Annotated in this window: 16 protein-coding genes; 7 read left to right on the top strand and 9 right to left on the bottom strand. The window is 45.2% G+C overall.

Translation table 11 applies throughout. The features are described from left to right. Window positions 1–137 precede the first annotated feature (137 nt). The 5 genes from L6E24_RS08970 to L6E24_RS08950 form a co-directional block, all read right to left on the bottom strand. Window positions 138–3,599 carry a UvrD-helicase domain-containing protein gene (locus tag L6E24_RS08970; protein WP_257741646.1) on the bottom strand — a complete coding sequence of 1,154 codons (3,462 nt, stop codon included), beginning with the start codon at window positions 3,597–3,599 and terminating at the stop codon, window positions 138–140. Beyond that, window positions 3,593–6,736, bottom strand: a complete 3,144-nt coding sequence (locus tag L6E24_RS08965) for a PD-(D/E)XK nuclease family protein (RefSeq protein ID WP_257741645.1) — start codon at window positions 6,734–6,736, stop codon at window positions 3,593–3,595. Before L6E24_RS08965 ends, L6E24_RS08970 begins: the two co-directional genes overlap by 7 nt. Before the next feature lie 113 nt (window positions 6,737–6,849). Then, entirely contained in the window at window positions 6,850–7,710 is an 861-nt protein-coding gene (gene thiL, locus L6E24_RS08960) for a thiamine-phosphate kinase (RefSeq protein WP_257744008.1), read from the bottom strand. Beyond that, window positions 7,703–9,646: a DUF460 domain-containing protein gene (locus L6E24_RS08955; protein ID WP_257741644.1), complete on the bottom strand. Its 1,944-nt coding sequence runs from the start codon at window positions 9,644–9,646 to the stop codon at window positions 7,703–7,705. Before L6E24_RS08955 ends, thiL begins: the two co-directional genes overlap by 8 nt. After that, window positions 9,643–10,512: an RIO1 family regulatory kinase/ATPase domain-containing protein gene (locus L6E24_RS08950; RefSeq protein WP_257741643.1), complete on the bottom strand. Its 870-nt coding sequence runs from the start codon at window positions 10,510–10,512 to the stop codon at window positions 9,643–9,645. The genes L6E24_RS08955 and L6E24_RS08950 overlap by 4 nt, the downstream gene beginning before the upstream one ends. A 52-nt stretch (window positions 10,513–10,564) precedes the next feature. On the opposite strand from L6E24_RS08950, the gene L6E24_RS08945 reads away from it, so the two are divergent. From L6E24_RS08945 to L6E24_RS08935, 3 genes are read left to right on the top strand one after another with little or no spacing between them, the layout of a single operon-like run. Further along, a complete protein-coding gene (locus L6E24_RS08945; RefSeq protein ID WP_257741642.1) occupies window positions 10,565–11,455 on the top strand; it encodes a TIGR00269 family protein in 891 nt (296 codons plus the stop codon). 1 nt (window position 11,456) lies between these two features. Further along, window positions 11,457–13,172, top strand: a complete 1,716-nt coding sequence (locus L6E24_RS08940) for a potassium channel family protein (protein WP_257741641.1) — start codon at window positions 11,457–11,459, stop codon at window positions 13,170–13,172. Window position 13,173: 1 nt separating this feature from the next. Continuing rightward, window positions 13,174–13,950 carry an NAD+ synthase gene (locus tag L6E24_RS08935; RefSeq protein WP_257741640.1) on the top strand — a complete coding sequence of 259 codons (777 nt, stop codon included), beginning with the start codon at window positions 13,174–13,176 and terminating at the stop codon, window positions 13,948–13,950. 74 nt (window positions 13,951–14,024) lie between these two features. Here the strand turns inward: L6E24_RS08935 and L6E24_RS08930 are convergent, their stop codons facing one another. Both L6E24_RS08930 and L6E24_RS08925 read right to left on the bottom strand, forming a co-directional pair. Then, the gene (locus L6E24_RS08930; protein ID WP_257741639.1) at window positions 14,025–14,723 is read right to left on the bottom strand and encodes a glucose-6-phosphate isomerase family protein; all 699 of its coding nucleotides are present in this window, start codon (window positions 14,721–14,723) and stop codon (window positions 14,025–14,027) included. Window positions 14,724–14,725: 2 nt separating this feature from the next. Continuing rightward, window positions 14,726–16,009 (bottom strand): COG1361 S-layer family protein, encoded by a 1,284-nt coding sequence (locus tag L6E24_RS08925; protein WP_257741638.1) that lies wholly within the window; start codon window positions 16,007–16,009, stop codon window positions 14,726–14,728. A 93-nt stretch (window positions 16,010–16,102) separates the two neighbouring features. Here L6E24_RS08925 and L6E24_RS08920 point away from each other — a divergent pair, with 93 nt between their 5' ends. The 4 genes from L6E24_RS08920 to L6E24_RS08905 all read left to right on the top strand — a co-directional run bounded on the left by L6E24_RS08920 (window position 16,103) and on the right by L6E24_RS08905 (window position 20,908). Further along, on the top strand, window positions 16,103–16,894 hold the full coding sequence (locus L6E24_RS08920) for a TrmB family transcriptional regulator (protein WP_257741637.1): 792 nt from the start codon (window positions 16,103–16,105) through the stop codon (window positions 16,892–16,894). 57 nt (window positions 16,895–16,951) lie between these two features. Further along, window positions 16,952–17,911 carry a hypothetical protein gene (locus L6E24_RS08915; protein WP_257741636.1) on the top strand — a complete coding sequence of 320 codons (960 nt, stop codon included), beginning with the start codon at window positions 16,952–16,954 and terminating at the stop codon, window positions 17,909–17,911. Between the two features lie 17 nt (window positions 17,912–17,928). Further along, window positions 17,929–19,257 carry an FAD-dependent oxidoreductase gene (locus L6E24_RS08910; protein ID WP_257741635.1) on the top strand — a complete coding sequence of 443 codons (1,329 nt, stop codon included), beginning with the start codon at window positions 17,929–17,931 and terminating at the stop codon, window positions 19,255–19,257. Window positions 19,258–19,507: 250 nt separating this feature from the next. After that, on the top strand, window positions 19,508–20,908 hold the full coding sequence (locus tag L6E24_RS08905) for a sensor histidine kinase (protein WP_257741634.1): 1,401 nt from the start codon (window positions 19,508–19,510) through the stop codon (window positions 20,906–20,908). 77 nt (window positions 20,909–20,985) lie between these two features. Here the strand turns inward: L6E24_RS08905 and L6E24_RS08900 are convergent, their stop codons facing one another. Together L6E24_RS08900 and L6E24_RS08895 are read right to left on the bottom strand one after the other, a co-directional pair. Beyond that, window positions 20,986–21,231, bottom strand: a complete 246-nt coding sequence (locus tag L6E24_RS08900) for a hypothetical protein (RefSeq protein WP_257741633.1) — start codon at window positions 21,229–21,231, stop codon at window positions 20,986–20,988. A 107-nt stretch (window positions 21,232–21,338) separates the two neighbouring features. Next, window positions 21,339–22,748: a PAS domain S-box protein gene (locus L6E24_RS08895; protein ID WP_257741632.1), complete on the bottom strand. Its 1,410-nt coding sequence runs from the start codon at window positions 22,746–22,748 to the stop codon at window positions 21,339–21,341. Window positions 22,749–23,058 lie beyond the last annotated feature (310 nt).

Here is a 23,058-nt window from a genome sequence, read left to right as displayed (position 1 = left end):
CCACATACCCTGCAATCCTCTATCATACAGATAACCCACAATCTTCTTTCATACAGATAACCTACAAACCATCCTGTATAAGCATTACCTGCCCGAACCCCGGCTTATCCAGACAAAAACCAGCCGCAGACAACATCTCACAGACTGTTCTTCCCGGAGATCTCCTTACATGCCTCTCTGATCCTCGCTGATAATTCAGTGACATCAGGAATAACTTCCTTAAACATGCAAGACTCCGTATAATACAGGAAAGTCCTGACAGACTCACCTGTTATCTTCTCCGCTGCCATTTTGTATAAAACCATCTGGACATCATGGCTGTACTTCCCGGACGGATTTCCGGTCTTGAAATCAAGAACATACCAGCCGTCACTCTTCCGGATTAAACGGTCAATATCTCCCCTGAAGGGATAACCCTCAAAAAACATCGAAAAAGGCAGTTCCTTATAATCGTCAGTGACATCCTGCATAAATTCCGATGAAACAAATTTATGATACATCTCCCGGCAATCCTCCCTGAGTTCTGTCGGAATATCAGGCGATTCAGTATCCGTCTCCCCTGCCATTATGCTGTGAATAATACTGCCCCGGAGAGGACCTCCGGAAGATAAAGAGAGATGAATGTTCTTTTTTCCGGCAATGACAGACGAAAGAATCTTTTCCGGAGGGTCCATACTTCCGGTGGCGATATACCTCTCAACCACAGTGGATGACAGTACCTCAGCAGTTCTGACATCAACACCCAAATTTCCGGGTGAATCCAGAGAGCCGGAAACATCATCAGAGAGATCCATCTCAGCATTGCCAACCTGAGAACCGGCATCTCCCGGAGGCATACCAACACCATGAGAGTCATCACCATCCGGAAGTACACAGAGCGGACAGTCCGGAATAACAACAGAATCCCTCTTGCAGTCCACCTTATCTGCAATAATCTCACTCCGGTCACTGATGACCCGGATCGTACAGGAATAATCCCCGTCTGTAATCTCATGCACTCCGGAAGCAGTTCCTGAATTATCCCCAGAAAAGATGTTGAAGAATATCCAGTCAATCCTCCGGCTGCAACCCTGCTCAGTCTCCGGGACCTTCTTTGGCATAGTGCCTGACAGCACCAGGTGATCCCTTGCCCTCGTCACAGCGACATAAAAAAGCCTCCTGCTCTCAGCTCCGGACTTTAACTTCATCCTGTACTTCTGCAGATTCAGGCCCAGGGAATTGACATAATCACCGGACTCAGCATCCGGAATTTTAATACCGACACCGCACTCCTCATCAATAATTACAGTTGAACGGTCACCCGGCGGACTCTCTGAGAGGCCCGGCACGAATACAACCGGAAATTCAAGCCCCTTTGAGGCATGAACAGTCATAACCGAGACCTTGCCCGAACCGGACTCATAGACCTCACCCTCACCTTCCGACTCTCCGGACTCAATGGACTTAACGAGATCATGCGTAAACTTATGCAGTGAGTAAAACCCTTTCTTCTCCCTCTCGCGGATTATTCCGGATAACTTATCCAGATTTGAGAGCATCTGCTCCCCGCCCGGAATTCCGCTGTACACCGCAGATATACCGGAGTCAAGAATACAAACCCTGAAGAGTTCTGATACAGAGATCCGGCCTGCAAGGCCATGCCACTTATCAAGAAGCTGTACAGCCTCCGTAAATACCGCACCTCCGGATGTGACAATCCTGTCATACAGCCTGCCGGCACGCCCGCCGCATGCCCGGAATAATTCAGCATCAGAAAAGCCAAACCACGGCGATCTCAGCAGGCCATACAGGGCAATGTCATCATAAGGATCTCTTAAAAATGAAAATAGTGAACCCGCATCAAGGATCTCCTGCCGGGAATAAAACCCAAAACCGGAATAGATCCTGTATGGAATCCCGTAACTGTCAAGGGCATGCTCAAGATACCTAAGATTAGTCCTCCTCTCCATTAAAACAGCAATATCACCCCAGTCAGCATTCCGGCAGACAACCTCACCCGATTCATCCTTCGCATAAACCCTCAGCTGATCAGTAAGAACAGCCGAACGTATCCTCGCTGCAACCATATCATACTCACTGAGAGCACTCTCCATCACATTCTCACCCGGAGCTGAGAGTAACAGCTCAACACTGCCTAAATCTTCACCCCTGTGGCATGATACCGGCTCATAGTCAAAGTCCCAGGCCCGGCCGGAATCCTTAAGAATTCTGTTAAAGAGTAGGTTTACAAACGAAATTACAGGCTCAGTGCTTCTGAAACTGATGTCAAGGGCAACCCTGCACCCTGAAAAGTCATCTGTGATCATATCGCTCGTCTTCTTAAACTGAGTGACATCAGCATCCCTGAAGAGATAGATGGACTGCTTGGGATCACCGACCACAAAGAGGCTTTTGCATCCCGGCCCGGAATCACCAGGCAGCATACTTATAATTGCGGTCTGCACAGGATCAGTATCCTGAAACTCATCGACCATGATATAGGAGTAACGCCCCCTGAAATGCTCAGCAACAATATCCGGACGTGAATTAAAGAGCCTGTACACCCCGTCAATCATATCGGTAAAGTCAATCGCACCACGGGATGCCTTATCCTTCTCAATCACATGGCACAATCTATCAAAGACGACACCAAGCGATTTTAAAAGCCTCAGAGTCAGCACAATCTCAGGGTCATCACTCTCAGCACCGGAACTGAGCAGTGCAGAGGGAGAATTATCGGCAAACTCCTTAAGCACAGAATAGGCCTTCACAAGATCAGCTTTAGAGTCCCCCATAATCTTAGCACTGCCCATACTCCTGCTTCCACCCTTCGTAACCGCAATTCCGCCAATGCCCCGGCAGATCATCTCATAATCGCCGCTGTTCATCATCTCAAGATAACCCTTAACAGAAGCAAGATACTTCCCCGCCTTATCCTTCTCACCGCCAAAAACCTCTGCAAGGTGAAGCATAGAAAGAGCAGCATCAGTCAGATCAGGATTGGCCAGGAATTCTCCGGCAACAAACTCCTGCTCCTTTATCAGCTCATCACGCCAGAGTGAGACGGCATAATCATCATCAGCTGCAAGACGGACAAAGAAATCCTTTGCAATGCGTCTCTTATTGTAGAGATTACGCAGATAACTGTCAAGAGTATAAAGGCCGAAGGCATTGAGGCACTCATTGATCTCATTCTCATAGAAGGTCCTGGGCTTATCATGGAATAGCACCCTTAACGCCTCAGAGATTATCTCCTCAGACTCATTTCCGGCAAGAATCGCAAAGCCGGGATCAACACCGGCCTCAAGTGCAAACTCCCTTAAAATTCCGGCACAGAAGGAGTGAAAGGTCGAGATCTGTGCCCACATCATATCCTCCCTGATCTTATCCCAGAACTCTCCTTTCTTAGAAAAAATCTCCTTCTCAGCCCTCTCCTTCATCTCAGATGCCGCCTTTTCAGTAAAGGTAAGCGCAAGAATATCAGACGGCCGGCAGCCGGCATTCTCAATTAAGTCAAGATAACGGGTGACAAGCACATGCGTCTTGCCTGTACCTGCTCCGGCTGTAACACAGAGACTTATGTCATGGCGGATGGCATCCTTCTGTCTGTCAGTCAGCATCTGTGCACCCCCTCATCTCCGGCAGAATCAGCCGCACTGTCAGACTGCGAGAGAATCCTGAAGTCAGAATACCGGCAGACAAACTTAAAATCACAGTAATCAGGACATACCCCGGCTTCAGATGCCGGGCTGAATATGCCCAGTCTGATCTTTTTTGCATACGAGCAGGCATAACTGACAGAATCATCAACAATATCAGCAAAAAGAGCATCCTTACTCCTTGATTTCTTAAAAGAAGAGAAGAGATCAGACTCGGATTCATCATAGATCTCAGCCTTTCTTGAAACCTCCTTTCTCTTAACCGTATAATAAAAACCACCGACACCCCTCTTCTCAGAAAAACTCTCATAAGCCTTCAGATACAGAGGAAGCTGAAGCGCCTTTCCGTCGACAATATCCTTCAGTTTTGGGTGGCTTCCGGTCTTATAATCAGTTATTGCAAATCTGCCGTCAGCCGTCTCATCTATCCGGTCAACAAAACCCCGAACCCTAATCTCATCACCTGAAACAGAGACCAGTTTCGCAGGTTCAGATGATATCCCCGGCTTATCCGTCCCGAATGAGGCCTCAAAGAGTGCCGGCACAAACTCTGAATCAGCAAATGATGCCTCTTCCTCTAAAAATCTCTCCATAATACCTGTACCAAAACCCGTATCTCCGGTAAGCTCACTCAGCATAGCATTCCAGGCCGGCGTATTTCTCCGGAACTCACCGGTCACCTCATCAGTAAGTGACAGGATCAGATCTTTTGCAGCCGGAATATCACACTCTCCCGGTGCTCTGGAGTTCTCCTTCATCCACTCAGTATAAAACCGGAAGAGAATATCATGTATAATACTGCCCCTCTCAGATGCTGAGAGTGTGACATCTGCCTCCTCAATTCTCTCAAGACCAAGGACAGACGACAGATAAAACCTGAACGGGCATACCGCATAGGTCTCAAGAGCAGTCGGGGAGAAGGCTTTCTCCGGGCCAAACCTGCCGCCAATATCCCCGATAATATCAGCATCCTCAAGAATACCGTCATAGGCAGAGTCATAATCACCTGTCCGGCAGAATGATTCCGTATTTATCCGGCCGGCAAGAGAAGCAGGTGAGAGCAACCCGGAATTTTCGGACAGAACGAAGAGATCCGGGCAGAAGACCGGAGTGAAACAGCCACCTGAAATCATCCGCCCTGCATCCTTTACTGACTGTAAGACTGAGACAGCACCATCTGATGCCTCCCACTCATCAGCCGGGCATGAATCGAGAAATACCTGCAAAAACTGTGAAGGGATGGCAGGGCTGCCGGAATCGTCATCATGGCAGCTCAGGTAAAGGCCCTTCCCTGCCGCAATAAGGGCATATATAAAGCTTAATTTCTCCCTTGAGATCTTATCCCTCTTCTTTTTAGGCCAGAGGATCTGCTCCTCCTTCTCAGTCAGGTATGGAAAGAGCCCCGGAAGTACAGGAATTTTCCCGCCGGTTAAGCCTGCAAGGAAGAGATAGTCAAAATCTGCACCCAAAAGCTCCTGCATACCGGTTATCTGAACCTTATCCCTCTCCCTCACAAAAGGAACCCTCATGCCGGCAACCGATGAATAGAGAAATCCTGCAAACTCCTTAAAAGTAATTTCATCTCCGGAATCACCCCCGTTTCCGGATGACAAACGATCAAAAAGTCCGGCAAGATATTCGCCATACCGTATATCATCCTCTGCGCATCCGGCATCCGGAGAGACCCCAAACCTGAGCTTAGAGAGAATATCCCTGTACCTCCTGATATGTCCGGAGATTGTATCCTTCACATCTGCTTCCTTTAAAATTTCCGGATATGACGCTGCAAATTCAGCAAGGACCTCTGCATATTTAAGCTCACCCTCTGCACGTAATCTCTCCTTTAAATCCCTCTCCTCATCTGTGGATATCTTTTCAAGGCGCATTCTGTACAGTCCGGCAAGCTTTGACCAGTCACCAAAACCGCCCTCAATCATCGCCTTCTTTGCAGCAGCCTCAATCAGGTGCGGGTCATATTCATGAGTGAAATAGGGGGAGGAGAGCAGTTCATATATAGTATCACGCTTAAAATCACCCAAAACGACCTCAAGCGGAAGCATTGCAGCATGGACAACAGGATAACGCCCAAGGCTCAGAGTCGCAGATGACGAGAAGGGCACAGAGAAATCACTGAAAACTCCGGATAAAAGGGTCGTTCCACCGGCAAGGTCAGGCAGAGCTACAGCAATTTTCCCCGGACTGACACCTCTCCGGATAAGAGACGCAACTGTTCCGGCAATGGCCTCAGCCTCAAGCTGAAAAGAGGGAAAACGGCCATAAACAGTCTGGACTCCCGGAGTGGCAACCGGATTTCCGCTGAAGAGATCTGCATACGGGACTTTAATACCTGTATCTATACTATCAGAACCGGCAGGAGCTTTTTCCGGGAGAGAAAGCCATTCGCCCCTGTCTGAAAAGACACTCCCGTTGTCATAGTACGGCAGATAATACCTGACATCAGCCCCACAGGAGATTAGCCCATTTATAAATCCCTTAAAAGACTCCGAAGGGCTGAAGATACCATACACAAAAAAAACAGGTCTCCTCTCACGACAGAAATTCTCAGCAGATCTGCATGCAGCTTTGTACACACCTGACGGGGCAACAGAGCCATTATCAGAAAGTTCCCGCTCATAGGCAGACCTTATCCTCTCAAGCACCTTAATCCGGGCAGAATTAGGCATGCCATCAGATACCGACTCACGCATCCGGCCGTCAAATTCACCAAAAAGAGAGTAGAGATCATTTAAAATCCTTGCAGAATATTCTCCGGTCCTTGAGAGAACTTTAAGGGCATCTCTGTCCTTCCTGACAACCCCAGACAGAACCAGTTTTGCCTCCTCATCAGAGAGAAGCCTAAGCCCGCCACCGTACTGACTCACAATTCCGGATGCGAACACCTCAGGAGTAGTCACATTGTCAGAGATGACAGCAACCCCTTTCCGGGCAATATTCCGGCGGAGATCCTCTGACAGCCTCGAAGTCGGAAGAAGAAGATATGTACCGAAAGGATTTCGTGCATAACTCTCCACAAATTCATCAATAACCACACTACAGTCCCATCCGGGAGGAACTTTAATCAGACTTCCATCGCCCATAATTCAAAACCCCGATATTTTATTAAAAACTGATATTATATTCACAATTATTCTGTCAGAGAGAAAAGCCGGAAAAACAGAGATATACAACAATATCCTGCATTTCGTACAGATCAGCTCCCATCTATCCAGCTGTGTGAATAGCCCCTCTTCTCAACCGGAACACCGTCGCAGAGAACCTCTCCTGAATCTGTAACAACGCCTATCTCTGCATAATCCACATCCAATACCGGCAGGATATCTCTTCCGCATGTAAATAAAAGGCCAAAGTCGCCACCGCTGTGCAGTGCAAGTTCAGCAGAAACTCCGGAGGAGAGCGGAATCTTATCCGGAAATATCTCAAACCCGACACCTGAACTCTCAGAGAGGTCATAGAGCGATAAGGCAATGCCGTCAGAGACATCCATCATTGATGAAACTCCGGCAACTGCCAGCAGCCTTCCCTCACGCACAGCCGGAAGAGGTTCAACCAGATTCTTCCAGTATCTCAGAGCACCCTCAAGTGCAGCGCCTGCACAGCCGGGAGTACCCGTCACACAGATAATATCACCCGGCTTAGCACCTCTCCGGGATTTGTAATATTCATCCTCAACCCTGCCGATTCCGGTTGTGACTATGGTAAGCTCAGAATGAAAATCAATATCGCCTCCGGCAAGCTCAGCCCCGAATCTCTCACAGCAGTCCTTCGCACCAAGCGTAATACCTGAAATCCTCTCAGGCTCATCAAGCCCCGCTGCAAGAAGAACTGCAAGCGGCACTGCACCACAGGAGGCAATATCAGAGAGCGTTACAGCAGCAGACATCCATCCAATCTGCCAGTCAGTCATACCTTTCGGAAAATCTGTGCTTTCATGAAGCATATCAGTCGAGAGAATGATATTTTCATCACCCAGCTTTATCATGCAGCAGTCATCCGATGTCCTTTCCTTACCAATAATTCCACTTACGACCTGTAACAGGTCCCGATCATCCACCACGCCAGACCTCCTTTCTCCTCTCACTCTGATATTCCATAACTATTGACTCAAGCATCTCTTCAGATTTGGACTTCATGAATTTCTCCTGACCGCTCTGCCACGACAGGAGTGCCGATTCAAGATCACTTCTCAGCAGATAACCGAATTTGCCCCTGAGGCTGAGATTTATATCCCTGGCACCAATAAAGACAATGTTTAAGGCACGCAGAGCATCTTTAAGCTTTAAATCCTCATCTTTTCCGGCAATGAGGGCCTGCACAGATGATTCAGAGAGCATCTGAACTGCAGTACTGCCCCATCCCCCCGTATTTCCGGCATAGATGATGTCACCTTCATTTATCCCGAATTCATCCTCAAGCAGCCTCAGGGAATCTTTCGTCAGAGACGGGATAACCTTGAAAGGAATGAACTCTCCGGTCTGGACATCAGCAAACCTCTTCAGACGATCAATCTGCTTTAAAAGCCTCTTATTCTTCCGCTCAGCACTTCTGAGTCTCTTCTTAAACGTCTTAATATTTCTCTCACGAAGCTCAATCTCAGCATCCCTCTTCCTGACCTCAGAACGCTCACTCCTCTCCGAGGTCAGCCTCTTCTCAAGTGAGATTATCTCAGCATCCTTTTGGGCCAGCTTCTCCTCCAGTTCAGCAGCATAATCCTTCAGATTTCTGACCATGCCCTCAAGCTGTGATATTTTCGGGTCTTTTCCGGCAGAGAGATCACCTTCCAAAACTTCAGATCTCTTCTTATCCACAGATTCCGGAAGGATATCCCCCAGAATCTGTTCAGGAGTCATGCCCCGGATAAGCCCTGTCCGGACGAGCTCAAGATCAACGCCGGCAGGGATCTTCCTCTCAATATTCCGGAACTTATTTTTAAAAAATTTATGAGCTTCAAGGGCTGCATAGAGGGCATCCCTCTCATGATCATTGGAATAGCTGTACCCGGAGGTGACCGAATATTTCTCCTCCTGTCTCTTCTCCTCTGCCGGAATGAAAGGAACAGCACTAAATGCCCTCTTAATCTTCTCCACAGTCGAGGGCATGCGTGACTTGTCAGTCGCAATAATGACCGGCTTTCCGACGACAGAAATCTCCTCAATCCAGTCTGCGACTGACATCTGCCTTGAACTCTTTAAGGCGATGAGGTTAGCCTCATAGTCAAGTGCGGCAAAGCCGAATGTCGTGCCCGGATCTATGCCCACAATGAGATGTTTTTTTCGCCCTGTGAGCTGAACATACCGGATTCTGTCCAGCCGTCCTGACTTAACCTTAACCTGAACATCAGCACCGCCACCGCCAGACGGGGGAATATCCCCCCTTCCGGCACTGACATGAAATTCAACCCGCTTACATCCGCCATACCCTTTAAATTCCCGTTTTTGATACTTCAGGCCGGATTCCTTTAAAGTATCCTCAATCTCGCGGCCTTTGTTCAGAACAGCGCCATGTATCTTTCTGACATAACGGTTCTGACTCCAGCCCCCACGGCCGGGAGATCGGCCCCTTGAGATGACAATATCGGATGAGTCCTCAAATACCTGCACCTCAAAGCCGCCACCGGCTTCAGCTATCCGGGCGATAGCCTCTGCCTCTTCAAAGGGATCAAAACGGTTCTTAAATTTGATATTGTACCTTTTGGCAACCACCTGAAGGGTCTGCTGTTTCTCGCCCCCGGTCACCTGTACAAGTTTTGTCTCTGTCGGAAACTGCTGCATCAGGGCGACAAGCTCAGACTGGTCCTTAGAGATCTCCCGGATGCTGTCCACCGCTAAAATATCCGGCTTTTCCGAGACGATACGCCTCATCAGGCGGAATAAGGTGACCTCACCTGAGAATACCTCCTCATTATCCTTCCGGATAATAAGTGCATAAGACGGCCTCCTTGTCCCTGAACTGACAGAACCCCTGACCACATCAATTCCGAATACCTTCAACCGACCACCTTTAAGAGTGCCTCCTCAACACTCATATCAATCCTGTACTTCTTCTTGAAATACCCGGTAATATTTCCAAGATCACGCTTCAGGATCTCTTCGGCATTGGGGTGAAGAGGATCTATCCACTGCGGCCAGTCAATCACCCAGACATTCTTCTCACTGACCATGACATTGTACTCAGAGAGATCATTGTGGATATATCCAAGTGAATAGGCCAGTCTGATATTCTCAAGAATCTCATCGAGCACAACCTCTGCATCCTTTGGACTTTCAAAGACTGACTGGTTGAGGTTGACACCCGGAATATGTGTCATTGCAATCACATTGCGGTTGATTGCAAGCGGCACCGGCACAGAAACCCCGCCTTTCTGAAGAACTTTCAGCGCTTCAAACTCCCTCTTTGCTGATTCAGTAGATGCAAATATCCATGGAAAATGCTTCCATTCCGGCATATAATCCCTTGAAAGCCTCACAGACTGAAATGAGCGCTGACCTATCCGGTGGATCTTCAGCACAACCATGCCCATGCCAAGCGCTTCATAGACCGCCGACTCCTTACCAACACCTATGAGTGTTCCAAGCGCGGAGATTGTATCTCTTTTTACAAGCGCGGATACGGCAAGTGCATCATATCCCTTAAATGTAAGCTGGTAACCGTCATATGGAAGGCTGCTGCTCTTCACCATATCCTTCGCCATAACTCTCCCAAGTCTGAATTCAAGCTCAGAAGCGGAGAATCCGGTTGATTTTTTGATATTTTCCTCAGGCACCCAACTGTAGCGCTTCATCTGTTTCTCAATCGAGAGCAGAACAGCAACGTCATATTTATGGAGTGTCCGGATATCATCTGCACTAAGAGGCATATTACATACACGCTTTATCTGTTTATGGGGATAAAATTGATTGGAAAATTACATGAAATGTTCAAAATGCAGACAGGATGCAGTACTTTTTCAGAGATATTCCGGACTGCACCTATGTGAGGATCATTTCACCATCGATCTGGAGACAAAGGTAAAAAAGACAATAAGAAAGGAGGGCTGGATAAAATCCGGCGATAAAATAGCTGTCGCACTTTCGGGCGGGAAGGACAGCACAGCCCTCCTTTATTTCCTTACAAAAACCTTTGGCATCAGAAGGGATGTAGAGATAGCGGCAGTAACAATAGACGAAGGGATCTCCGGGTACAGAAGCACGCAGATATGCAAGAGCATTGCAGAGCAGGCAGGTGTGGAATTCCATACAGCATCGTTTAAGGAGCATTTTGGCATCACCCTCGATGAGATTGTACAGAAGAAGGGAGATATAAACTCATGCTCATACTGCGGGGTTCTGAGAAGACAGTTACTGAACAGAACCGCAAGGGATGCCGGCGCGACAAAGATAGCATACGGCTTTAATCTTGATGATGAAGCGCAGTCTGTTATGATGAATGTCTTAAGAGGCGATGCCGAGACACTGCTCAGAAAACAAAAGCCGGTTGAAGGCATGCTGCCAAGAATTAAACCCTTTAAGACAATACCTGAAAGGGAGGTGGCCCTCTATGCACGATTACAGACTACAGGTTATGAAGAGCGTGGATGCCCGTACTCCTATAACGCTCTGAGAGCAGATGTAAGAGGCATTTTAAACCAGTACAACTACGGCCACCCTGCAACAAAATATGCACTGCTAAACCTCGGTGAGAAGTTCAAATCCGGAATTCCGGCTGACAGCACCGGAGCAGAAACCTGTGCCACATGCGGCGAGCCGGTATTTGGCAGTTGCAGGGTATGCGGGATATTAAAGGAACTGAAGGGAGAGTAGTATGCCAAAAAAATTCAGGCTTTTAAATCTCTTAAAGAATCATTTTTACAAGAGGAAGGTCTTTTTTTATTCCGAACTTCTGATAATCCAGATCGTTGCATATACACTTCTTCTCTACTATGCAATACCGGTTCTTGAAAACCAGCGCCTGACGATTGCCGAATCAGCACTCTTCGTCATCCAGACGATGACAACCGTCGGCTATGACCTTGTGACCTTCTTTCCGGTTGAAAACCAGATTACAATACTGATACTCATCTTTATAATGGCAACCGGAGTTTTCACCGTACTTATGATAATTCCGGCAGCCATCGCACCCTATCTCCAGGATATTCTTCAGCCGGTACCGCCGGCAGTCATCTCCGGAAAAATCTCCGGCCATGTCATCATTGTCGGACATAATGAGATCACAAAGTCAGTAGTGGACGGCATTATGATGGCAGGACTTCAGATAGTCCTTCTTGAGTGTGACAGGGACAGGGCACTGGATGCCATTGCCCGGTACAGAAAATCAGTAAAAGTCGTATGCGGTGAGTATAACCGGCATAATACCTGGAAAGCAGTTCATGCCGCAGAGGCATTGCACATAATCATCAGTACGGATGAAAAGACAGCAGCAACCACCATACTTGGCATGAGGGATATGACAGAGGCAAAGATCACGGCTATAATTGACTTTCTGGAGTACAAGAGGTACCTCGTCTATGCCGGTGCGGATTATGTCATCTCTCCCAAAAACTATCTGGGCAATATATTCGGGAGGCATGCCTCAAATACCCCGGTCATTGACATCATATATGAGACATCAAAACGAGAAGGCAGCTCAGTATCCATCAGGGAGGAGAACCCCCTAAAACTGGTGTATATCCCGATTATTGAGAGCTGCTTTGCATTCGGACGCACAATACGCGAATTAAATCTCTTCAGCAGATATGGGGTAGATCCTGTATTTGTATGGAAAAAAGGTAAATTTTACGCATTCTCAGGAGAGGATGTTTCACTTGAGAGATCAGATGCCATTGTTGTCGCCGGAAGGGAGGAGTCCATACAGAGGCTGTTAAATGAAGAATTTGCATGCTCTTTTCACCCGGAAAAATATGCAGTCATTGCAGGTTACGGAGATGTCGGCAAAATAATCTATAAAAACCTCAACTCCTCAGGTGTAAATGCGGTTGTAATAGACAAAAAAATTGACGAGGATTTCGGAATACAGGGCAATGCCGAGGACGAATCAGCCCTTATAACTGCAAATATTGAAAAAGCAGATGTAATTGTGGCAGCAGTGAACGATGACGAGGCAAATATATTCACAACCCTTCTTGCCAGAAACCTAAATCCCAAAATCCACATACTTGCAAGGGCAAACCATCCGGAATCTGTTGATAAACTGTACAGGGCCGGTGCTGACTATGTAGCACTGCTGCCCGCAATGGGTGGGCAGTTTGCCGCAGACATTGTGATTAAAAACCGTGTATCTGTCTTAATCGATCTTCCGGGGGGAAACAGGGTTGTCATGAAGAAGAGAGAAGGCAAAAGAAGGTACACGGTGGGAAGAGTTAAAAAACTCACAGGGGCAAAAATTATCGGTATAGAGGGAGAAAACCATTCGGTTGTACGGCCGGATGAGAACGAAGAGATATACACCGGAGATTCAGTTCTTGCCTATGGCAACTCTGCTTCACTGAAAAAACTTATGAATATTCTTGAGAGTGATTAACATGAATGAGGAATGCATATCCTGTGAATGCCAGAAGATTGAGAATATGATCAGACATACGATCTGGTCGGCAGGCAAAAGCAGGATAGTTATAGGAATATCGGGGGGAATCGACTCGGCAGTGGCAGCAGGTCTGTCTGCAAAGGCAATCGGCGGGGAGAATGTCTATGGGTATATGCTACCGTCAGATGTAACTCCAAAAGAGGATATTGAGGACGGAAAGGCCCTTTGTGAAAAATTTGGTATAAACTTCTCAGTGGTACCGATAACAGATATACAGAAGGCTTTTGAGAGACTTCCCGGCTATGAGGATACAGACTACCTACGTGGCAATCTAATGGCAAGAATCCGGATGACAACACTGTACTATTTTGCGAACCGGGATAATGCCCTCGTATGCGGGACCTCGAACAGAAGCGAATACCTCCTCGGATACTCGACAAAGCACGGCGATGACTCGGCAGACATTCAGCCGCTGCTCCATCTCTTAAAGAAGAATGTGAGAGCAGTAGCCCATGAGATCGGTGTGACAGAGGAGATAATTGAGAAAAAACCCTCAGCAGGGTTATACAAAGGGCAGTCTGATGAAGAGGAACTGGGATTTTCATATGATACGATTGACAAAGCAATAGAAAATCTTGAAGAGAACGGATGGAAAGCCGGAAACGATGAGGAGGAAGCAATACTGAAAATGATTGTAAATTCCGCCCATAAGCGCACAGGTGCTCCAAACCTTCTGAATATCGGAAAGATTCACCCGGCCCGGCAGTCACAATAACCAACAAACCATTATTTCACATAAGAAATTCCGGAGATAAACTTATTTTCTGCCGTAAAATAATAAAGAGGAATTCAGAAGAATTTTCTGTTTCCGTTTAAGAGGGAGGGATTATTTAAAAATCCCAGATAATCCGTTCCTATCAGGCCATAGATATTCCTGCCGCGGACAATGCCGTACTCAGGATATTCATTTGGCCTCTCCAGAACTTTAAGTTCAGGAACATTATCATAGGCAGGATTTTTAATCCATCCGTCTTCTGTCTCATACCATGCCGCACCGTGCATCTCTTCATAAAAGAGATATTCACTTGAAAATTTATCAGATACAAGGTTTGCCATAATAAGGACCTCATCATAAGGATTTATTGTCACATGACCATAACCGGGCGGAATAAGGACAAAATCGCCCTCCGATGCACAGACCAGAACAGCCTCGGATAAATCCTTATTCTGCAGAAGATAGTGCGCATTTCCGGATAGCACCTGATACAGTTCAGGATAGCCAAGTCCGTCAGGTGCATCAGGATGATAATGACCTTTTGTCTTTACATATTCCCCGCCGATCTCCCCCGGAGGAATTTCTGTAATATCATACCTGATCTTATGTGAAATGAGCCACTTAGCGTCCTCTTCATTCTTGGAGAGTGAGCGGTACATAAAATAGAGGGGTCTGTCCTTCTCTGCGGATACTGCATTATACAGAACAGACCTCATATCCTCTGCTGACCTGACATTAGGTTTCGGGAGAGGAATATCCCTGATCATATCCATTACTAATTCTTTCTACGTTTCAATACAAAATACCCTGCCCCGATTAAGACGAAAAGAATAAGTGTAATGACTATAGGGCTTGTAAGAACCGACATACCCGACTTCTCTGTAATCTCAATCTCTGCCTTCATTGAATCGGAGATCTGTGAGTTGTCAAGTGAGTCGCGGTACCTTATCTCAGAATCAACCCCGTAATTTTTAACAGTCGCAGTTGAATCAACTGTGACCTCATAACGTCCGACTGATGTCTCACCAGGTGCAAGATCACCAAGATATGCGGTATCATCATTGCTTGTAAAGGGATCAACCGCACTGATACGTGCCTTGGCGTTGTATGCCGTTGCAGCACCTGTGTTTTTGTATTCGATCTCAATTGTGCCCTTGTCCCCCACCTGAAGAACTGTCGGAGGTGAGACAATCTCAAAATCGATCTTTCCGCCTACATCAACTCCGACGGTCTCTGAGTCAGAGGTCTGATCTTTACCGTCTGAGTCCTTATAATCAACAGATACAAGCAGAGGATAGTTCTTTGCCTCGGCATTTTCTGAAACTGATGCCTTAAAGGTTACAGACTTCACATCTCCGGGTGCGAAATCACCGACAAATACACTGGAGTCAGTAGGAATAACAGCACTTGTTCCGTCCTGTGAGATTATAATGACGGAATTTTTACCGGATTCGTACCCGATGTTCTTCACATTCATTGTGATGTAGCCCTCAGTGCCCACATTCATCGAATCGGTCTTAACATCTGAGACTTCAATCACAATTTTAGGCTTGACAGTTATTTTAAGAGGGATCTCTTCAGTTACATCCTTCCAGTAGTATGTGATGGCATCTGTGCCGGACTGTTCTGCAAAGTAGAGATATTTGTATTTTACAACTCCGATAAGGTTATATTCTCCGTCCTCTGCATATCTGTCAACCTCCATCTTAAATGAGACACTCTTTGTCGCACCGCCGGCAATGTCTCCAATCATCTGAGAATCAGTCTTTATTGTGACAGGTGCATCACCGGAACCAATGCCGACATTGACCATCTTTGCAGTATCCGGATTATCATCCCGGTCAACGATATCTGACTGAATAATCTTCACATTTTTCATGCCGGAATTCTGGACAATAACGGTCAGTGTAACGTCATCTCCGGGTGAGTATTCATTTGATCCCGATATTGCCAGGCTGATCTCAGGTTCTCCGGAGAGGTATTTTGATCCGGCTGCTGCCGGCATAATTACACATGCCGCAATAATAAGACAGGCAAATAATAGGTATTTTAACTTCATTTACAATTATCCTCTATATTTTTATTAACAGAACATTTGTTGTTCTTTTTGTGACAACATTAAATAGAGTCAGCCATATATATGGTTATGCTAATGAACGACTCTTTAGAGAGGACTGCCAGAATAACGGAATCCCTAAAATCCCTCGGACTTACAAAATACGAGGCGCTTGTGTATATAGCCCTCCTGAGGTTTGAAGGGGCAACAGCTACAGAAATACATGAAATATCCGGTGTACCGCGTGCATCAGTATATCCCGTCCTTGATAAACTGCTGAATAAAAATATCACAGCCGTATCAAATACGACACCAAAACGTTTCTCTGCCGCATGTCCGGATGAGGCGATAAAAACCCTTCTGAGCAGCATAAAAAAGGATGCTGAGTGTGCAAAAGAGGAATTAAACAAAATTTATGAGAGGCGGGAATCACACGAAAAAGGACAGCAGGAGCTGATATGGACAATTTATGGCAATGAAAATATTACTGCAAAAACCATAGAAATTATTTCAAAAGCAGAAAATGAGATCAGACTTATTCTCGGATATGACATAATAAGCAGAAATCTCAGAGAGATACTCAGTTCTCCGGACAGGAAGGCCTCTGCAACCATTATTACCAATGAGTGGAAGGGGGAAATACCGGATAACTGTACAATATGGATTATTGAGAAAGATATTGAACCTGAGATGAAACTTGAGGGAAAATATGCAGGCATCTGCATTGTAGATGATTCAAAGGTCCTTGTATCAATGGATCCTCCTGATGACCGGGCGAATGCTCTTTTTTCAGAATCAAACGGATTTGTACGCTTCTTCAATACCTACTGGTATTACATAACAAGCCACATCACAAAACAGCATATTGCCGAATGCATCAGCAGTTAGTGGCATTTCATATTCAACAGAAACAATAATTCCGTTTCAAATCAAGATAGGATATAAATGATCAGGGAAAGAGCAGTCAAAGCCATAAGTGAGATTCTGAACAGTGCAGGATATGAGGCAGGAGAAGGAAACGAACAGATTGATCTCTCTGCATATACTGATGATGACTGTATCGTTGTGTTATGCTCAGATGACAAAGACCGGATAAATAATTTCAACAATAAAATATTCCGCATAGAACTGGAATCAGGGAAAACTGAGTGCAAAAAGATAATTTTCACAATGAACCCCAATGTTCATGCAGACAACTGCATCATATGGTCATACCAGGAACTTGCAAAGTATTCCGGGCAGGCCGTTGTTGCATATGTCCTTGATGAAAAACTGGCCCTCAAACTTCAGACAGACGTAAAAAAGACAGGATATACGCCATATTCTTCCGGTTCGGAAAAATCAGACGAATATGCACCCGAACTACCACTTCTTCCGTCAAGAATCAGTGACGAGAAAGCCAGGCGTATTGCAGGAATTAAAGGGACACTAAAAAAGCTTTATATCCCCCATTATCTCTACGAATGCAGAAGCAGTGGCGAAAAAAGATACAAAAGCTATATTATTGACTTCAATGCAGAAGTATTCGGGCTTGTAAATGCAGTCTCCGGAAAAAAAGCCCTTATAGAGGATGAGGAGCTGAATTTCAGTGTTGTTGAAGAGAAGAGGATTCCAGAATCCGCTGAAATAATTCAGCCCCATGTCAACAAAAAAGAGATAACAGAAGGGATTAAACAGGATTTCGTGGAGGAACTGACAAAGAGTGTCAGGGTAAGCACAACCGAAGGGGATACAATATATTACGAAGATAAGGAAGTAAAACCGGATGAGGAGACAGTCTCAACCGAAATTATGCTCGTCTATCTTCCTGTCATACAGATTCGCGGAGACAAAGTTGTTGAGATCAATGCCTTCACAGGAGAATTCCTGGAAGAACCAATGGATGACGGAGTAGAACTCTTCTGAACAGGCAGGAGAATAATATGATAACCGTAATCGGGGGCGGGCCTGCCGGCAGGTATGGGGCAATAAAACTTGCATCTGAAGGAGAAGAGGTAATTCTCATAGAGAAGAGAGGCCCTCTTGGGGGGCAGTGCCTCCATCAGGGATGCATGGTCATATGCGCCCTAAATGAGATCGCAAGGCATCTGGATGATAACAGAAGGTTTCAGAGTCTCGGCATAATATCAGGAGATATTTCAGTCAGTTACCCGGATGCTGTCAGGCAGATGACTGAGATACATGCCACAATATCCGGCATCCTGAAGAGAGAGACAGAAAATGCCGGCGTGCAGATTCTGAACGCAGAAGCGGAGGTGAACTGCCCGGAGGTCTATACCGGAAAGGAGACCCTTTATCCGGATAAGATGCTCATCTCAACCGGTTCAAAACCATTTGTCCCAAAAATTCCGGGTGCAGACCTTAACGGAGTATATAACCCACATACGATAATCTCCGGCCTGAAGGATATTCCGGAGAGGATATCAATCATAGGCGGGGGCGTGATTGCCGCAGAATATGCCTATATATTCTCCTCTTTTGGTGCAGAAGTAGATATTATTGCACGAAGCAGTCTCTTAAAGGGCATGCCGCATACAGGCGTTGAAAGTGCCTTAAAAGACCTTAAAAAGATAAACATCACTGAAAACGCAACTCCGGCAGAGATCACCGGAGAGGGCAGGGCAGACGGAATTCTTCTGAAAGATTCCGGAGTTCATATAGAAACAGATGCCGTTTTATTCGCCACCGGACTTATACCCAGTTCGGCAATGATACATGGCCCGGATAAGAGGGACAACGGTGCAATAATAACCGATGAGAGGATGGAGACCTCAGTGAAGGGAGTATTTGCCGCAGGCGATGTCACAGGGGGGCCGTATCTCACCCCACTTGCAAGGGCAGAGGGAAGCATTGCAGCCGATGCAATGCTTGGCAGAATACCAAAAAAACTTCCGGCCGTACTTCCTCAGTCTGTAAAACTGAGATATGAACATTCCTTCTGCTCACAAAACCCTGATGAATGTATGGAGATGGCAATGCCGGCACCTTCCGGACCCGGATCATTCTGGTCAGTATCTGAGAGAAATACAGGGCGGGCGCTGATTGAATACAGAAAAGAGGACGGTAAAATCTGCGGCATGTACCTTGGCTCACCATCATCAGGGCCGGTGAGTGCATACCTTGCACATATGATAGAAAAGGGTGTCAAAACCGGAGATATTGCAGATATTATGGAAGTCCACCCCTCAACAGACGGCATTTTAGGTCTTGCTGCCTATGCCGAATATATCCGGCAAAAAAATCAGACCTGAAAAGAGTTTTCAGAAATTTAGGGATGATTCAAAAATAATTCAGACAATTATGACTGAACTTACCCTGAAAGACCCAATTTTAGCAGATAAAGCGGGAAGTCTCCCTCCGAAAGTCTGGCGTAGTTCACACTGTAATATCCCGCAGGAATAATTTCGCGAAACCGGAAAATACTGCTTCCATATCAGAACAGACTGCTCAGAGAAAAAATCAGCAGATAATTTGGAAGATTGCAGAAATATATCACATTAAATGCCTTATTATACTTCTTTTGCCAACATTTACCCAATGATAAATTCCTTTTATAATGAAGAGAAAAAGGAAATAATCTGGAGATGGGGACCGATAGGCATAGTTGTTGCCTTATTTCTTATAATGGAAGTAACGTACCTTCTCTTCTTTAACAATGTGACAATAGTTGTCTCCCACATACTATATTTTCCGATAATCCTGATCTCGTTTTTTTTCCCTAAAAAAGGGGTCATCACTTCAACATTAATCTCAGCTGCATATGTATTCATAATATACGCAGCCCAATATCCCGGAATTGAAGGCATTGTCTCTGCCACAATGCAGTTTTACGTATATGTCAGCATATCCATAACAGTCTCAGTGATATCAGATAAGATAAAATCAGACAAAATGAAGTTTTCCGGAATATTTGAAAACTCAGAAGGTGGAATTGCCCTAATTGACCGACATACCGGGAAAATCACTGAAAAAAACCATAAATTTACTGAGATTATAAGTTCATGGAATATTGCAGCAGATACAGAGAATATCACTGAAATCGTGGATGATCAAAAATACACAGAGATACTTGCAGAGATTGACATTTCAGGCTCACTTGAAAATTATGAGATCGAATCTGCGAAGGATGACAGGAATTACGGACTGATAAATGTATCACTTCTCTCCGAAGATGACATAATTCTTAACTTAAATGATATTACAGAGAGTATCAACAGAAAAAAAGAGATAGAAAAACTCAATTCCGATCTGTACATCGCAAACAAAAAGTCAAATCTCTACCTTGACATCCTTACACACGACATAAATAATGCAAACACCGCAGCACTTGGTTATGCAGAATTCCTGACAGAAACTGCATCTGAAGAAGATAAACCCTTCTTTGAGAAGATGCTGGCCGGAATCAGACACAGTACAGGAATTATTGAGAATGTCTCAAGGATCAGAATGGTCCACGATGAAAACAGGAACTTCCATCCTGTAAATTTAAACCCTGTAATCAGAAATGCAGCTGAAAGGCATACCAGTGCAGAGATAAAAGCAGATACAGAGAAGATTACTGTAAATGCCGATGAGATGCTGGCAGATGTCCTTGATATACTCATTGAAAACAGCATAAAATACGGTGGAGATGGCATAAAGATCTGTATAAATACAGAGAAGAAGGATGGAACAGCAATAATATCCATAAGCGACAACGGCCCAGGCATTGAAGACAGAATTAAAAAGACAGCCCTGACAAGATTTCAGAAAGGGTCTGATTCACGACGGGGAAGAGGTCTTGGGCTTGCAACCGCAGATATGATAATGAGATCCTTTGGAGGAAGTATGGAAGTTACGGACAGAATCCCCGGAGATTACAAAAAAGGGCTTAAAGTTATTCTGAAACTTAAAGAGGCATAGGTGCTGACCGATAAGATAAACTCAGGTGATCAGCAGACAGAATTTACATTTTTTCAGCCGGAAAAATTTCAGATATTTCATCCTTTCTTCATCTGTGCATCAATCCATTCTGAGATAATCTCCTTAAGTCTCTTCTCAGAATAATCCCTTACAAGATAATAGTGCAGAAAGAATTCAAGGTCTTCCAGAGTCGGATGAATAACCTCATTTAAAATTTTATCCGCAGATGCATCCTTCATATCAGAACTCCGGAGTAATAACAACTCCTCCATATGACCCAGTTCTTTGGTGGACAGGAGAATATCCTCAAGATTTCTTTTCATACAAACAACCATTGTGAATTATTTAATAATCCTTCATCAAAAATATATTCGAAAAACCAGACACTAAAAACAGTTAATATTAAAATTCCGGATGAAAACACCCGTCATCATATTATATTTTTATTTGCAACGCTGAGGATCACTGAATTTTTGTCAAAATCAAAGAGATGTGACCTGACATTTACAGGCACTTCAATCCCATCCTTATTGCGGTATATGGTCCTGTACTCTGCAACTTTTTCATGTTTCAGGTCATCAATAACTGATATTAAACCCTCATCACTTAAATGGCAGTCCAGATCCAGAATTGACATATTATACAGCTCATTTCTGCTGTAGCCAAATCCAGCGCAGGCGGCACTGTTTACCTCAACTATCCGGCCCGGATCTCTTATGTTATCCCTGAACTTGTGAACAAATACAGGATTTTCACAGTAATTAAAGAGAGTCTTATATTTTTTCTCACTGATCCTGAGATCTTCCTGAGTCTTTATTCTTGAAATGACACTGCCAATGTATGTTGCAAGTGTCTCTATCTCACGCTTATTGAATTTGCTGTAATCATCAAGAACGTACGAACCAAGTGAAAAGCAGCCGATAACTTTCCCATTGTCCGGCAAAGGTATGATTGCAAGAGATCTAAGCCCCGTTCCAACCAGCATATCAGCGACATCATCTCCGAATCTGATCTCCTCGGTTTTCCCGTAGATCGGCCTGCCGGACATTATATCCCTTCCAAGGCGTGATCCGGCTTTTATTGTGCCAATCTTTGTCCTGAAGAGATCATTTAAACCTTCAGAATATACAAGCTCAAAGTCATTGGTCTCATCATTTTTGAGATAAACACCACCGGCTTCAATGTTCAGAATATACCTTGCGGTTCTGATACAGAGCGGAAGGGCGACACTTAATGACTGCGTGGCAGATAACTGCCAGGCAAGGTCACGCTGAATCAGTATCATCTCCTCTGTCCTCTTCTTCTCTGTAATATCATGAAAGATAATTGTAAGTCCCGGTGCACCATCCTCAAATACAGCAGGAATGATCTTCATCTCAAAACAGATGTCGGCACTGCCTTTCTGAATGCAGATCTCTTCTGTGACCTCCCGGCCGGCAAGAGCAGCATCTATAGACGGTCTGAGGCTCTTTTCATCGTTATCCGGAGACATCAGATCATCAATATAGACTCCGGAGAGAGCATCGAGCTTTAAATCGAACAGTTCAAGCATATTTGAATTCGCATGAACTATCTTTCTGTCATTTCCAAGAACAATCACATAATCTGATGAAAAGTCAAGCAGAGCACTTATCGGGACACGGTGAGATAAAAAATATACTTTTGCCTGACCATAGGGCACCATCTCGACACGGCCTGAAGTCCGCAGTACATCAAGATAACGCGCTACAGTAACCCTGTTCATCCCTATTGCCTCGGAAATCTGCCTAACAGACATTCCACGGGGATTCTCCTTTAAAATCTCCAGAATTGCCGGTAGCTCCGAGGGTTCTGAATCCATAGTATAAAACTGATTTTTTGAGATATTAATACTATTTGATATAACATTCCCTTAGACAATGATATGGATAAGATGATTGGATCATCTATATTAGAAAAATATAAATAGGAATACAACACACGGATAATTGTGCATGAGGATGCACAGGGTGATTATTAATTTTAAATTTAATCACATATCCGATTACCGGCAAAATAGATGGTTATAATTCGTTACACCCCCATGATCAATCCCCAAACACCCCCATCATCATTTAACGTTAAAATAACCCTCATATCCCCCCCAATCAAATGCCGGGATAGTCACCCGG

It is taken from the genome of Methanoplanus endosymbiosus, assembly GCF_024662215.1.
GTDB lineage: Archaea > Halobacteriota > Methanomicrobia > Methanomicrobiales > Methanomicrobiaceae > Methanoplanus > Methanoplanus endosymbiosus.
Note: the sequence above shows the minus strand (reverse complement) of the source record. Positions and strands in the feature narration are given on the sequence as shown.

What these genes read in the sequence shown, in the direction of transcription:
- L6E24_RS08970 (WP_257741646.1), bottom strand. Translation starts at nt 3,599, where the DNA reads ATGCTGACTGACAGACAGAAGGATGCCATCCGCCATGACATAAGTCTC.
- L6E24_RS08965 (WP_257741645.1), bottom strand. Translation starts at nt 6,736, where the DNA reads ATGGGCGATGGAAGTCTGATTAAAGTTCCTCCCGGATGGGACTGTAGT.
- L6E24_RS08950 (WP_257741643.1), bottom strand. Translation starts at nt 10,512, where the DNA reads ATGCCTCTTAGTGCAGATGATATCCGGACACTCCATAAATATGACGTT.
- L6E24_RS08945 (WP_257741642.1), top strand. Translation starts at nt 10,565, where the DNA reads ATGAAATGTTCAAAATGCAGACAGGATGCAGTACTTTTTCAGAGATAT.
- L6E24_RS08940 (WP_257741641.1), top strand. Translation starts at nt 11,457, where the DNA reads ATGCCAAAAAAATTCAGGCTTTTAAATCTCTTAAAGAATCATTTTTAC.
- L6E24_RS08935 (WP_257741640.1), top strand. Translation starts at nt 13,174, where the DNA reads ATGAATGAGGAATGCATATCCTGTGAATGCCAGAAGATTGAGAATATG.
- L6E24_RS08930 (WP_257741639.1), bottom strand. Translation starts at nt 14,723, where the DNA reads ATGGATATGATCAGGGATATTCCTCTCCCGAAACCTAATGTCAGGTCA.
- L6E24_RS08925 (WP_257741638.1), bottom strand. Translation starts at nt 16,009, where the DNA reads ATGAAGTTAAAATACCTATTATTTGCCTGTCTTATTATTGCGGCATGT.
- L6E24_RS08920 (WP_257741637.1), top strand. Translation starts at nt 16,103, where the DNA reads ATGAACGACTCTTTAGAGAGGACTGCCAGAATAACGGAATCCCTAAAA.
- L6E24_RS08915 (WP_257741636.1), top strand. Translation starts at nt 16,952, where the DNA reads ATGATCAGGGAAAGAGCAGTCAAAGCCATAAGTGAGATTCTGAACAGT.
- L6E24_RS08910 (WP_257741635.1), top strand. Translation starts at nt 17,929, where the DNA reads ATGATAACCGTAATCGGGGGCGGGCCTGCCGGCAGGTATGGGGCAATA.
- L6E24_RS08905 (WP_257741634.1), top strand. Translation starts at nt 19,508, where the DNA reads ATGCCTTATTATACTTCTTTTGCCAACATTTACCCAATGATAAATTCC.
- L6E24_RS08900 (WP_257741633.1), bottom strand. Translation starts at nt 21,231, where the DNA reads ATGAAAAGAAATCTTGAGGATATTCTCCTGTCCACCAAAGAACTGGGT.
- L6E24_RS08895 (WP_257741632.1), bottom strand. Translation starts at nt 22,748, where the DNA reads ATGGATTCAGAACCCTCGGAGCTACCGGCAATTCTGGAGATTTTAAAG.